Source organism: Xenorhabdus yunnanensis, assembly GCF_028598805.1.
Taxonomy (GTDB): domain Bacteria; phylum Pseudomonadota; class Gammaproteobacteria; order Enterobacterales; family Enterobacteriaceae; genus Xenorhabdus; species Xenorhabdus yunnanensis.
In genome coordinates, this window is record NZ_JAQRFI010000002.1 from 147,219 (window position 1) to 159,229 (window position 12,011).

General features: G+C 39.9%; 15 protein-coding genes and 2 pseudogenes. 9 read left to right on the forward strand and 8 right to left on the reverse strand.

From position 1 onward, the window contains the following. Positions 1-185 precede the first annotated feature (185 nt). The 5 genes and pseudogenes from PSI23_RS01515 to PSI23_RS01535 all read left to right on the forward strand — a co-directional run bounded on the left by PSI23_RS01515 (position 186) and on the right by PSI23_RS01535 (position 2,615). Positions 186-807 (forward strand): annotated as a pseudogene (locus PSI23_RS01515) (SDR family NAD(P)-dependent oxidoreductase). Between the two features lie 44 nt (positions 808-851). Beyond that, entirely contained in the window at positions 852-1,220 is a 369-nt protein-coding gene (locus tag PSI23_RS01520) for an IS630 transposase-related protein (RefSeq protein ID WP_273553400.1), read from the forward strand. Positions 1,221-1,239: 19 nt separating this feature from the next. After that, positions 1,240-1,419, forward strand: coding sequence for a hypothetical protein (locus tag PSI23_RS01525; protein WP_273553401.1), 180 nt, complete (start codon positions 1,240-1,242; stop codon positions 1,417-1,419). Positions 1,420-1,728: 309 nt separating this feature from the next. Continuing rightward, positions 1,729-2,103 (forward strand): ubiquinone anaerobic biosynthesis accessory factor UbiT, encoded by a 375-nt coding sequence (ubiT, locus tag PSI23_RS01530; protein ID WP_273553402.1) that lies wholly within the window; start codon positions 1,729-1,731, stop codon positions 2,101-2,103. Further along, a complete protein-coding gene (locus tag PSI23_RS01535) occupies positions 2,097-2,615 on the forward strand; it encodes a GNAT family N-acetyltransferase (RefSeq protein WP_273553403.1) in 519 nt (172 codons plus the stop codon). The genes ubiT and PSI23_RS01535 overlap by 7 nt, the downstream gene beginning before the upstream one ends. Positions 2,616-2,673: 58 nt before the next feature. Here the strand turns inward: PSI23_RS01535 and PSI23_RS01540 are convergent. Further along, positions 2,674-2,958 (reverse strand): annotated as a pseudogene (locus PSI23_RS01540) (GIY-YIG nuclease family protein); the annotation flags it as partial. Positions 2,959-3,251: 293 nt separating this feature from the next. Between PSI23_RS01540 and bhsA the strand changes: the two are divergent. Beyond that, complete coding sequence (gene bhsA, locus PSI23_RS01545; RefSeq protein WP_273553405.1) at positions 3,252-3,503, forward strand: multiple stress resistance protein BhsA; 252 nt, start codon at positions 3,252-3,254, stop codon at positions 3,501-3,503. Positions 3,504-3,620: 117 nt separating this feature from the next. Next, positions 3,621-4,052, forward strand: a complete 432-nt coding sequence (locus tag PSI23_RS01550) for a YhbP family protein (RefSeq protein WP_273553406.1) — start codon at positions 3,621-3,623, stop codon at positions 4,050-4,052. 46 nt (positions 4,053-4,098) lie between these two features. Here the strand turns inward: PSI23_RS01550 and nrdG are convergent, their stop codons facing one another. The 4 genes from nrdG to pyrI all read right to left on the reverse strand — a co-directional run bounded on the left by nrdG (position 4,099) and on the right by pyrI (position 7,748). Next, positions 4,099-4,563: an anaerobic ribonucleoside-triphosphate reductase-activating protein gene (gene nrdG / locus PSI23_RS01555; RefSeq protein ID WP_273553407.1), complete on the reverse strand. Its 465-nt coding sequence runs from the start codon at positions 4,561-4,563 to the stop codon at positions 4,099-4,101. A gap of 4 nt (positions 4,564-4,567) precedes the next feature. Next, on the reverse strand, positions 4,568-6,508 hold the full coding sequence (nrdD, locus tag PSI23_RS01560; protein WP_373567269.1) for an anaerobic ribonucleoside-triphosphate reductase: 1,941 nt from the start codon (positions 6,506-6,508) through the stop codon (positions 4,568-4,570). Between the two features lie 278 nt (positions 6,509-6,786). Further along, positions 6,787-7,173: a 2-iminobutanoate/2-iminopropanoate deaminase gene (gene ridA, locus PSI23_RS01565; RefSeq protein WP_273553408.1), complete on the reverse strand. Its 387-nt coding sequence runs from the start codon at positions 7,171-7,173 to the stop codon at positions 6,787-6,789. 110 nt (positions 7,174-7,283) lie between these two features. Then, positions 7,284-7,748 (reverse strand): aspartate carbamoyltransferase regulatory subunit, encoded by a 465-nt coding sequence (gene pyrI, locus PSI23_RS01570; protein WP_273553409.1) that lies wholly within the window; start codon positions 7,746-7,748, stop codon positions 7,284-7,286. A gap of 302 nt (positions 7,749-8,050) precedes the next feature. Here pyrI and PSI23_RS01575 point away from each other — a divergent pair, with 302 nt between their 5' ends. Then, positions 8,051-8,749, forward strand: coding sequence for a M15 family metallopeptidase (locus PSI23_RS01575; protein ID WP_273553410.1), 699 nt, complete (start codon positions 8,051-8,053; stop codon positions 8,747-8,749). A 69-nt stretch (positions 8,750-8,818) separates the two neighbouring features. Next, positions 8,819-10,030 (forward strand): DUF819 family protein, encoded by a 1,212-nt coding sequence (locus tag PSI23_RS01580; protein WP_273553411.1) that lies wholly within the window; start codon positions 8,819-8,821, stop codon positions 10,028-10,030. Positions 10,031-10,092: 62 nt separating this feature from the next. On the opposite strand, the gene PSI23_RS01585 is transcribed toward PSI23_RS01580, so the two are convergent. The 3 genes from PSI23_RS01585 to PSI23_RS01595 are packed head-to-tail and all read right to left on the reverse strand — an operon-like array spanning position 10,093 to position 12,010. Beyond that, a complete protein-coding gene (locus PSI23_RS01585) occupies positions 10,093-10,836 on the reverse strand; it encodes a metallophosphoesterase family protein (RefSeq protein WP_273553412.1) in 744 nt (247 codons plus the stop codon). Then, positions 10,833-11,531: a VUT family protein gene (locus PSI23_RS01590; protein ID WP_273553413.1), complete on the reverse strand. Its 699-nt coding sequence runs from the start codon at positions 11,529-11,531 to the stop codon at positions 10,833-10,835. The genes PSI23_RS01585 and PSI23_RS01590 overlap by 4 nt, the downstream gene beginning before the upstream one ends. Then, entirely contained in the window at positions 11,528-12,010 is a 483-nt protein-coding gene (locus tag PSI23_RS01595; RefSeq protein WP_273553414.1) for a hypothetical protein, read from the reverse strand. The genes PSI23_RS01590 and PSI23_RS01595 overlap by 4 nt, the downstream gene beginning before the upstream one ends. Position 12,011: the final 1 nt, after the last annotated feature.

Genomic DNA, 12,011 nt, shown 5'->3' on the forward strand with positions numbered 1-12,011 from the left:
ATAATTAAAGATTTATTTGTGCAAGATCAAAAAACACACAGGAAATAATAGTGTAATTTCTTATGCAAGGACAGCAGAACTGTTCATTGTGCTTTACAATTATTGATTATGTTTTTGTGATTTAGATATTATTTATATTCTGCAAAATCGCATATAGGTCATATAATTAATTTCTGGAGATGCCCATGAAGCGTAGTTTAGTTGGTGAAATAGTCATAATCACTGGAGCAGGTTCAGGTATTGGGCTTGCCGCTACTACTGAATTTTTAAAAGAGGGGGCATATGTTATAGGAGGAGATATTAACCTGGAGCAACTTTATGAATTGCAGGGAGGGGAAAATCTATTTCCTTATCAGTTTGATGTCGGAAATCCTTCAGATATTGATGGCCTTATTAATACAGTCATCAATAAATTTGGAAGGATAGATATCCTGATTAATAATGCCGCATTAGTAAATCAATCTGCTTGGCTATATTCGAATGGCTCGGAGTGTATTACCTTATATGCGTAATCAGAAAAAGGGTATTTTACTCCACATAGCTTCTGAAGCAGCATTAATGCCAAATTTGAATCTCCCTGATTATAGTATTTTGAAATCTTCAATTCTAACGCTATCTAAAGTGATATCACGGGAGTTTGGAAAATATGGAATTCGCTCCAATGTTATCTCTCCTGCTTTTATTCATACCTCTATCTACGATAAACCTGAAAGGTTGATAACTCAGCTTGAACAAAAATATGAGGTTGGACGTGAAGAGGCATTACAACGCTATATCGAAGAAGTTGATATAGCCAAATCATATTAATATGACATAATACCTAAACCCTAGACGACAAGGCATAACACGAGATGGGCTACAGTTTAGATTTTCGAAAGAGAGTACTGGCATACAAAGACAAGCATTCGTTGACTTTCGAACAAACGAGTGCCCATTTTGAAATCTCCATGCGCACCTTGTTTCGGTGGTGCAATAAGATAGAACCTTGCATGACCCGCGATAAACCCGCCACGAAAATCCCTGATGCGGTGCTCATTGCGGATGTCCAAAACTTTCCCGATGACTATCAATGGGAAAGAGCAAAACGTTTAGGTGTCTCACAATCGGCTATTCATTACGCCTTGAAACGGCTTCGGATCACCCATAAAAAAAACGTTAAAACACCCTCGCGCTGCTCTTCAGGCTCGTCAGGCATTTATCGAGCGCATCAGCGACTATGAATGGACTGGCAGGCCGATTGTGTATTTGGATGAAAGTGGTTTTGCTCGGTCGATGCCACGTCAACATAGATATTCGGAAAAAGGGTTACGCTGTTTTGGTACGCATGACTGGCACGCAAAAGGCCGCATTAACGTCATTGGTGCCATTATCGAAAATACCTTCGTCACCTTAAGCTTGTTTATTTGGAAAAAACTATAACTTCCAAAGCGTCAGCTTGCGTGGTTTGGCAGCCTTAGAAAACATGTCCGAAGGTTTCCATCTATGCCTTATCAGCGACGAATTGGTCTGGGGTGATTTTTGTACAAATGCCACAATGGGATTTTAAGATCATGTATGATTCTCGCTACGATGACTATGGATAAGCCCCGCAAAAATAGCTTTTGACGATGTTTGCCCTGTAGACGTTTTGTGATAAGGGATTTATTATCGATTCTTGATATATGATCGGGAAATACAGCAGGATTTTGGCAGAATACGCGTCACTTTGCACGAGAAGGAGTCTGAGCTGTGTTAAATAAAATCCACTCCCATTTAATAAATCAAGGGCCTGCATTACTGCGCTTCCCATTAAAAGCAACTCCTTTTATCTTACAGCGCCAGGTGCTGGAGCGATTTCTTGGTTGGCAATTTCAAGAGGCATTCAACGATTTCATCCTTATTGCTGCTCGTAAGGAAAATCCTGATACATTGTTGCTTCAGCATCGTTTACGAGTTGGAGAAAATACAGAATTGGGACTACACGTGAAAAATCTTATGGATTCCATCGAACTGGAATCTATACCACCCATTCTTCGCTTTGGTTTATTGCGTCTGGCTGAATTTAGCAAAGCGGGACAGAAAGAGGGCGCAGATCAGAACGATCGCGCGTTATCGTCATGTTAATCAGGGTCGAAATTCCTGTCGATGCTATGGGGATTGATCGTTTGTTACGCCAATCTTTTGAAACATCGGCAGAAGCTGAGTTAATTCATCAACTAAGAGAAGATGGTTTATTGACACTGGGTATTGTTGCGACCGACGATGAAGGCCATGTGATTGGCTATGCCGGTTTCGCACCTGTTGATATCAATGGCGAAGATCATCAGTGGGTTGGCCTGGCGCCATTGGCGGTAGCAGAACAGTATCGTAGTCATGGGCTTGGTGAAAAATTGATTTATGAAGGGCTGGATAGTCTGAACGAGTTTGGTTATGGAGCGGTCGTGGTGCTGGGGGATTATGAATACTACCACCGTTTGGGTTTTAAACTTGCCAACGAATATCAATTGTATTGCCAATGGCCTGATTGTGAGGATTACTTTCTAATCTACACCCTGGCTGATATTTCACAGAGGGATTGTCATGGACTGGTTACTTACCCTGCCCATTTTGATAGCCTGTGGTCATTGTCTGAGTGATTGCTTCTTTTGCTGAACTCTCTGATTGAGTGAAAAGCTTCTCAGATAAACCGATTTTTATTAAATAAGTCGTTATGCATAGAGGCTGGTCAATAACCAGCCTTTCTTTTTGCTGTTTACTCAGTTTTTTCACGCGATATTCCACTTTCAGTGCCATTCCCTTATCTCTGACCGGACTTTGATAAACCAACGTCAAGGGACCTTTTCCTCTCAGGAATTTTGCGCCTTTTCCAGCCGTATGTTGCATAAATCGACGGGATATATTTGTGGTAATGCCAGTATATAGTAATCCGTCCCGTGTTCTGATCAGGTAGATATACCAGTTAGATTCTTTACTATTCATTATTTATTTTAATAAATTAAACCAGTTGGTTTCTTTAGGAAATTAAATTATGTTTCAGTTATAAACATAATTATCAGTGTGATTCTAAGTTGGTTTTCTGATGTTTTGTTAACATAAATAAATGAATTTGTTTGGATTATATGTCATTTATCAACTAGTAGTAGTGTTTTATATTCAAATAAATTGAATGATTATAGCAGTAATTGCTAATTATCATATCCTGAATAAGCGTATAACATGCTCACAAATACGAGGTATTCATCCTGTTTTTAAAATTAGCAGAGAAGCAAAATATGAAAAATGTAAAAAATATCGTCGCAGTTTTGGCATTATGTGCGGTTTCAGTCGGTTCTTTTGCTGCTACTGAAGTTCAAGTTGCTAAGGGAGATAAAATTGGTGTTGTTTCAGTTAACGGTGCAGCTACACTAGATAGTTTGACCGCAGAGTTATCCAAAAAAGCTGAAAAAGCTGGTGCGACATATTTCCGCGTTATTTCTGCAACGGGTCAAAACCAACTCAACGGAGTTGCCGAAATTTATAAATAATTTATAGTATTTCTATACAAAACTCTTGGTTTATTTAGTCAAATACAGAACATGTAACTGGGTAGAAATCCAGTCGTGTTCTGTTAGTATTTGAATAAAATAACAGTATGGAAATATATGAATTTAAATAAAGAAATTTTAATGATTTGTCAATATCTCGCCAAGCAACATGTATTCACACTTTGTACTTTTTCAGCTCAAGATTTATGGTGCGCTAGCTGCTTTTATGTCTTTGATGCGGATAGCATGGCATTCTGGTTTATGACTGAATCAGATACCCGCCACGGTCAGATGATGCAAAACAATCCTATCGTTGCAGGTACTGTTGCTGGTCAAAGACGTAACATCGCGCAAATCAAAGGTGTTCAGTTTCGTGGTGAAGTTATTCCGTTGACAGGTGAAGCCGAAAGTATCGCCAGAACGCGTTATTGCCGCCGTTTTCCTATCGCCCTCACAGCCAAATCCCCAATCTGGCAGCTCAATATAAATGAAATCAAAATGGTGAATAACACCCTCGGTTTTGGCAAAAAATTGCATTGGCAGCGTTAATGCCGATGCCTGATCACTAAGGGCATTTTCTATCTTAGATCATTCTCTATCTTAAATAATGGATGATCTGATTATGGCTGCCTCGCCAAATTAACGACGGATCATACAGCGCTTGTTCAAACTTCCCATCCACTACAACATGGATATAACTGATCACTTCTTGTTGAACTTCACTTAATTCATTGAGGATATAGCCTGTCCATAGCCAGATATCCTTATCTGGGCATTCTTCTCGTACACGTTTAACCAGTCGCAACACGCTGGGAACATTATGGGGATGCAGAGGATCGCCGCCAGATAATGACAAACCTTGTCGTTTAATACGGCTATCGTTCAGGTCAGTGATGATCTGATCTTCAATTAGCTGCGTAAAAGGCTGGCCCGAATCGAGCCGCCACGTGCTTTGATTGTAACAGCCACGGCATTGATGCAAACAACCTGACACGAATAGCGTACAACGGGTTCCTGGGCCATTCACCACATCAACCGGATAGTATTGATGATAATTCATGGCATTAACCGACCTGCCCATTGCCGAGATGTTTCACGCGGCGTTTTACTTCTTCCTGCTTACCTGTGTTGAATGGGCGGGTATCCGGGCTGCCGAGGTAACCACAAACACGACGAATAACTGAAACATGGGCTGAATCATGATTGCCACATTGGGGGCAGGTGAACCCTTTACTGGTACAGGCAAACTCTCCGGTAAAACCGCATTGGTAACACTCATCAATTGGGGTATTGGTGCCATAGTAAGGCACGCGTGAATAGCTGTAATCCCAGACATCTTCCAATGCTTTCAAATTATGTTGCAGGTTGGGATATTCACCGTAGCAAATAAAGCCGCCGTTTGCCAATGGTGGATAGGGTGCTTCAAAGTCCAGTTTATCGTAGGGATTGACCTTCTTCTCCACATCAAGATGGAAACTGTTGGTGTAATAGCCCTTATCGGTAACACCTTGGATCATTCCAAATTCAGCGGCATCCAAACGGCAGAAGCGATCGCATAAATTCTCGCTTGGCGTGCTGTACAAACTAAATCCATAGCCCGTTTCCAGTTTCCATTGATCGACTGCTTTATGTAAGTGTTTAACAATGGAAATGGCTTTTTGTTGGCGCTGTTCATCATCAAAGAGATGAATATGATTACCATATAACGCGTTTATCGTTTCATGGAGACCGATATAGCCCAATGAGACAGAAGCCCGACCTTGCTTAAAAATATCGGCAATATTGTCATCGGCTTTCAGACGTACACCACAAGCACCTTCCATATAAAGGATCGGGGCAACGCGAGCTTTAGTATTTTCGAGGCGAGAAATTCGGGTCATTAGTGCTTTTTTTGTGAGCAACAAACGCTGATCCAAAAGTTGCCAAAAATCAGCTTCATCACCTCTGGCTTCGAGTGCAATACGGGGCAGATTCAGGCTGATAACGCCCAAATTATTGCGCCCTTCGTGAACTTGCTGACCGTTTTCCTCATAAACGCCGAGAAAACTGCGGCAGCCCATTGGCGTTTTAAACGACCCCGTTACCCTGATCACTTGATCATAATTGAGAATATCGGGATACATGCGTTTGCTGGCGCACTCCAGTGCCAATAATTTAATGTCATAGTGAGGATCACCATACCGATGATTCAATCCATCGCGAATGGCAAAAACCAGTTTGGGGAAAACGGCAGTCTTGCGATTTTTCCCCAAACCAGCAATGCGGTTGCGCAGAATCGAGATTTGAATCAGACGGGATTCTTTTGTTATTCCCAACCCGAAACCGAAAGTGACAAACGGCGTTTGTCCATTGGCGGTATGCAGCGTATTGACTTCATATTCCAGAGACTGGAAGGCGTCATAACACTCTTTTTCTGTGCGAGCTTCTGCGTAGGCTACTTGATCTGCAATATTCCACTCTTTGGCAATGGCCAGATGCTTGTCATAACTGGCTGTTACAAAAGATGCGAGGACTTCATCAATGCGATTAATGGTTGTACCACCATAAATGTGGCTGGCAACTTGCGCGATGATCTGAGCGGTGACAGCAGTGGCGGTGGAAATGGATTTGGGCGGTTCAATTTCCGCATTGCCCATTTTAAAGCCGTTGGTCAGCATACCCTGTAGATCAATCAGCATACAATTAAACATAGGAAAAAACGGGGCGTAATCCAGATCATGATAGTGAATTTCGCCTTTGTCATGTGCCTGCACTACATCATGCGGTAACATATGCTGCTTGGCATATTGTCGAGCGACAATTCCCGCCAATAAATCACGCTGGGTTGGGATGACCTTACTGTCTTTATTGGCGTTTTCATTGAGCAGAGAGAAATTGTTTTGCTCGATCAGGCCACGAATTTCTTGATCCAGTCGATCATGCCATTCATGGGAAGTCTGTTCACAGGTATTGCTTCTACTAACGTTAACTTGGCGGTCATCCTGCTGCGTCACAACCATTTTCACGATATGGCTCCTCAATATGTTATCCACAGGCGAAAATGGCAGGAATGCTCGTTTTTGTTTGGATGTGGATAATCTTGTGTATAAATACCATCTGCCAATCACTACATGTAGTGGTTTGTTTTTATTTAAACACAATATATAGATAATTTAAGCTAATATACAACCTAAAAACTTGATCTGGGACAAAGAAAGAGAAGGTTATCAAGAAAGGAAAAGAGGACACAAGACGGGGCTAACAACCCTGATACCGGAGTTATCAGGGTTGAAGGAACGACAAATTAGCTACGAACGGCGATCGCTTCGATTTCGATTTTCACATCTTTTGGCAGACGGGCAACTTCAACACATGAACGGGCAGGGAATGACGCATTGTGTTCAGCGAAGAATGCTTCGTAAGTTGCGTTCACAGCAGCAAAGTCATTCAGATCTTTGACGAAGACCGTGGTTTTTACGATATCAGCCACTTTCAAGCCAGATTGTTCGATAATAGCTTTAACGTTTTCCAAAGATTGACGGGCTTGGGCGGTCACCTCTTCAGGGATGGCACCGGTTTTTGGATCAACAGGGATCTGACCGGAAGTGATAACCATGCTGCCCAGATCAACGCCCTGAACATAAGGGCCGATTGCTGCTGGTGCATTTTCGGTATGGATAGAACGTGACATTAGAAACTCCTGTTTGACGTCTAAATGGAAAAATTTCCTGGATCGCTATTATAGTGATCCTCTGTCCCGCATCAATTGATACAGGACATTCTTAATTGCTTGAACTGGGATTAATCGTTATCAATAACGGCCTGACGATCAAACTCTTTCTCACAGTACTTACAGCGCAACACTACATCATCTTTCTCTGACGTGATATGGAAGCTGCTGTCGACGGGTTCATTATGGCTGATGCAATTACTGTTCGGGCAAACAAGGATACTGTCGATCTGGTCTGGCAGATTGATAGGCATCTTTTTTACTACAATGTAATTTTCAATATTATTGATTGTCGCGTGTGGCGCATACATGGCGAGCTGGTTTGCTTGTTGCTCTGTCAGAAAGGTGTTTTCAATCTTGATCAGATCTTTTTTACCCAGATGATTGGAAGGTAGATTCAGGCCAATGGTAACGCGCTGGTCTGTTTCGGTAAGTTTGAACAGAGACAATAGCTTAAAACCGACATGAGCCGGAATGTGATCGATAACCGTGCCACATTTGATAGCTTCTACTTGTAATTGATGGTCTTGTGTCATGTTGTGTCATGAATACCGTTTCGGTATTCCTCCTCCAGATATTAGGGGATTAAGGAAATGGGTTTATTTTGTCACAGACTATTTGGCATTTCATCTGATTAACTTTTTAATTTTAAAGACGATTTAATTTAAAAAGCGATTCAATTCAATGGTAGAAAATAAATAAAATTTGATGGTTTTCGGTTGCGTTGCTAACCTGTAAATATATTGTTATTTAAATGATTGCATTTCAATATTACAGCGTAAGGTCGAACATGTTGCTCTCTATTTCTTCTGAAAATATAGATCTGAAAAAAAATTCTGTGGAAAAAATCCCAGTAACGAAAGATTTTGATTGGAAAATAATTAATGAAATTCCTATTTATGAATGTGGTGAATATTTAGAGAAAATTACTGATTCAGATAAATTAAAGCAAACACCAGTTTATTATATTGAGGGAATAAAAGGCTCTATTGAATATTGCATGGTGAGAAAAAGCGTGGCTGAAAAATTAGGGATGGCATCGCAATTACTTCCTACCCATTTAGGGATTTTAGTATTGGATGGTTGGCGTTCACGGGAAACTCAGCAGGCATTGCAAGATAAAACACAGGCAAAGATAGCAGCTCAATATACTGAATTATCCGCTGAAGAACAGCAGAAACTATTACGGCAATTTGTGGCTCCGGTGCCTATAGGAAAAAATCAAATCAGCCCGCATCTGACGGGAGGAGCAGTGGATATTACACTCTTCGATATGGAATCTGGTCACGCACTGTTTTTGGGAACAGAGTTTGATGAAGTGAGTGAACTTTCCTACACTGCAGCATTAGAAAAAAAGCCAGAAAAAAATATGCCAGCCACGTTATATCGCCGATTACTGTATCAAGCCATGACGCAAGTGGGGTTCACCAATTTACCGACTGAATGGTGGCATTTTGATTACGGTAACTCCATATGGGCATTTTATAAAAACCGGACTGCCATTTATGGTGCAATAGATGAAGTTCCACGCTTTTAATAAGTAAATGCTTTAATGAATCAGTGAGTAAATATCTTATTTTTTATTTGTTAAATATCAGGATAAATAATGAAAACCACATTGATTGCAGCGGATAATTCATTAATGCTTTGGGCTTTTATTATGATTGCTGTTGCTGCCGCCATAATGTCTGAGCAGCATTTCAAATGGGCATCTAAAATACCGGGAGCTGTGATTGCATTGATAATTGCGGTCTTTGCTTCCAATTTACATATTATTCCTACTGCAGCACCGGCTTACGATGCTGTCTGGGAGTACATCCTGCCATTGGCGATCCCTCTATTATTATTCAAAACTAATTTGCACAGCATTTTTAAAGAGAGCGGGCGGTTACTGGTAATTTTTCTGATTTCTTCCATTGCTACCATGATTGGCGCGATCGTTTCTTTCTGGCTTTTCAGGGCCTACATACCCGAATTAGATAAAATCAGTGGCATGATATCCGCCTCTTACACAGGAGGAGGTGTTAACTTTGCGGCAATGGCTGCCAAGCTGGAAACTTCCCAAAGCATGGTAGCATCGACCATCGTTGCTGATCATTTTATGATGGCAGCTTATTTTATTATCCTGATGGTCTTATCCGGCTGGGGAGTGGCGAGAAAATTCTGGGCCAGCCCCTATACTGACATGGTTGAAAATACGCCTGATTTGGATAAGTCCCAGCCATTGGCAGCCGCTTATTGGAAACCAAAAAATATTGCCCTGAAAGACATTGCCTCATCGCTGGCATGGTCGATTTTTATTGTCGCACTGTCATTTTATCTTTCATCATGGCTAAAAAGCCTGCTTGGACAACCAAACAACATTTATCAAGAACTGGTTTTCAGTCTGATTTCCGACAAATATCTGCTGCTTACTACTGTCACTTTTATTATCGTCTCGATATTTAGAAGGACATTCAGCAAACTGAACGGTGCTCAGGAATTGGGTACTTATGCCATCTATATGTTCTTTGTGGTGATTGGCATACCTGCTTCCATTCAAGCCATCATCAGTCATGCGCCACTGCTATTTGCCTTTGTCTTTGTAATTGCCATGATCAACTTGATCCTGACTTTTGCTGTGGGCAAAGTGTTTAAATTCAGTCTTGAGGAAAGCATTCTGGCGTGTAATGCCAATATCGGCGGGCCAACTACCGCCGCCGCAATGGCAATCAGCCGTGGTTGGATCAATCTGGTCGGCCCGATAATGGTGATTGGTACAGTCGGGTATGTGATTGGCAACTATGTAGGGACGTTTGTTTATTTTGTTGTGGGATGAAATAGTGGGATGAACAAGCGCAGCTAACAGCGCTGCAACTTGAAAAATAGAGGGAATCAACATTAATAAATACACGATGTTATGGATACATCAGATGAAAAATCTATGATGTTGAAACCAAAGCCTTTTGATATCTTGACGGTATTTATGCCCGGTAGCCATTGGAATACAACAGCGGGAGCAACACATGTTGTCATCGTATTATGATGCCAAACACGTGCAGTATGTGCATGCCCGCTGCCGATGAACTTAATCTTATATTTCTCACAAAGAGCCAATAATTCTTCGCCATTATTTAACATGCAGCTATCTACAATTGGTGTACCTACGGGAATAGCATGGTGATGCATGAATATGGCGATATTAACATTGCTGTTTTTAATAATTTTTCTTTCTAATTCAGTCAAGTTAGCTTCGGATATCAAACCGAAATCTTCTCCTTCAACAACAGTATCGACTGAAATAAAATGCCAGGATTTATTTTTATACTCTCGGGAATTGAGAATATACTGATATTGTTCTTCTGAGAGAGTGATGTCAAAGTTACTCTTGAGATCATGATTACCCAGTATCGCTATATAAGGCGTTTTTAGTAACTCCATTTTTTGCAAAAAATATCTGTAGGCTTCAACATCTCCATCATGTGCAATGTCGCCGGATACGATAATTAACTCTATTTCAGTGAGTGCTTTTATTCTGTATATTTCATCACAAACAAAATCAAAATTTTCATAAGGATTTACATCAAACATTTTTTGATCGCGGTTTCGGGTCAAATGTATGTCTGTTAAGTGAATAACTTTCATTTTTTATTACCTCTGAAAAGAAATGGATTGTATGATATGTTCCAATCGTAAATATCAGTTGATTCTAATTTTTTTATTTTATCGGCTAAGAGGATGCCTATCGGTAGAAGAATGATGGACATGATGACTTTATAAGACCATGTTGTTGCAATTATTGTTACTAATTCATTAAAGCTATATTTTGAAGAGAGGCTTATGGGGTATGCTGATAGTAGAAGAGCTGCTTGAGTAATCATTGACGCAATGATATATCGGATGAAAAAAAATCGACCAAGGAAAACTTTTTTTAAAGAAGATATGACGAATCCGTTTATAAAATAAGAAATAGGCACAGAAGTCCATGTTCCTACCATTACTCGCCAGAATTCCCCAAACAGTGCGTTAAAATTCATTGATATTTGATTGTTTTCTGGTTGTGCATGTGATGCGGCAAAGATAATCATGACAAAAATTGATTGGCATAGAACTATTATCCAAACAGTATTGACTCCTTGCCGATATCCATAAACTTCTGTCTGAATTGTAGATATTAGGAAATAAAAAGAGAATAAGATCCCACTGAACGTGATCTTAAAACCACCAAAGTCTAGCGTTTTATAGACGAGAACATCACAAGTCACCATTATTGTGACAGATAAAGCAACAAATAGGGAATCATATTTGAATTTTGTTTTATTAGGATAAGAGTGTGTCACTTTATTACCTTTAGTTTCGCGGGATTAGATGATTTAATTTTTTCTGTTCTTGAGATTTCATCAGAAATTTTTCTTCCGTCTTTTAATCCAGACATATAGGCTATTTTTACAAGGTTTGTTGGATCTAATTTATCTACTATATTTTGATCTATCAGTAATTCCTTTCCACTTATTTCTCTGCGAGAATAAGCATTCTGTATTGTGAATGAAAGATCTCTCCTTTCTTCTATTATTTCAAATTTCTGTTTCTCTTTCATATCATACTCTTCAAACCGAGTTATGAATATAATATCAACAGGGTTTATATTATATAATAAATCACTATCAAAAATATCTTCTGCAGTGGCTTTTATACATGTATGAGTACCTAGTTCTTTTAATATATAAAATCCATTTTCTTTTATTGGCTCGAATTTTTGTAAACTATATATATAACGAGGTTTAAATGTTTTTTTGAAAAAATCAATTATTTTACTCATG

Coding starts and splice junctions, on each gene's coding strand:
- PSI23_RS01520 (WP_273553400.1), top strand. CDS start 852: ATGGGCTACAGTTTAGATTTTCGAAAGAGAGTACTGGCATACAAAGAC.
- PSI23_RS01535 (WP_273553403.1), top strand. CDS start 2,097: ATGTTAATCAGGGTCGAAATTCCTGTCGATGCTATGGGGATTGATCGT.
- bhsA (WP_273553405.1), top strand. CDS start 3,252: ATGAAAAATGTAAAAAATATCGTCGCAGTTTTGGCATTATGTGCGGTT.
- PSI23_RS01550 (WP_273553406.1), top strand. CDS start 3,621: ATGAATTTAAATAAAGAAATTTTAATGATTTGTCAATATCTCGCCAAG.
- nrdG (WP_273553407.1), bottom strand. CDS start 4,563: ATGAATTATCATCAATACTATCCGGTTGATGTGGTGAATGGCCCAGGA.
- ridA (WP_273553408.1), bottom strand. CDS start 7,173: ATGTCACGTTCTATCCATACCGAAAATGCACCAGCAGCAATCGGCCCT.
- pyrI (WP_273553409.1), bottom strand. CDS start 7,748: ATGACACAAGACCATCAATTACAAGTAGAAGCTATCAAATGTGGCACG.
- PSI23_RS01580 (WP_273553411.1), top strand. CDS start 8,819: ATGAAAACCACATTGATTGCAGCGGATAATTCATTAATGCTTTGGGCT.
- PSI23_RS01585 (WP_273553412.1), bottom strand. CDS start 10,836: ATGAAAGTTATTCACTTAACAGACATACATTTGACCCGAAACCGCGAT.
- PSI23_RS01595 (WP_273553414.1), bottom strand. CDS start 12,010: ATGAGTAAAATAATTGATTTTTTCAAAAAAACATTTAAACCTCGTTAT.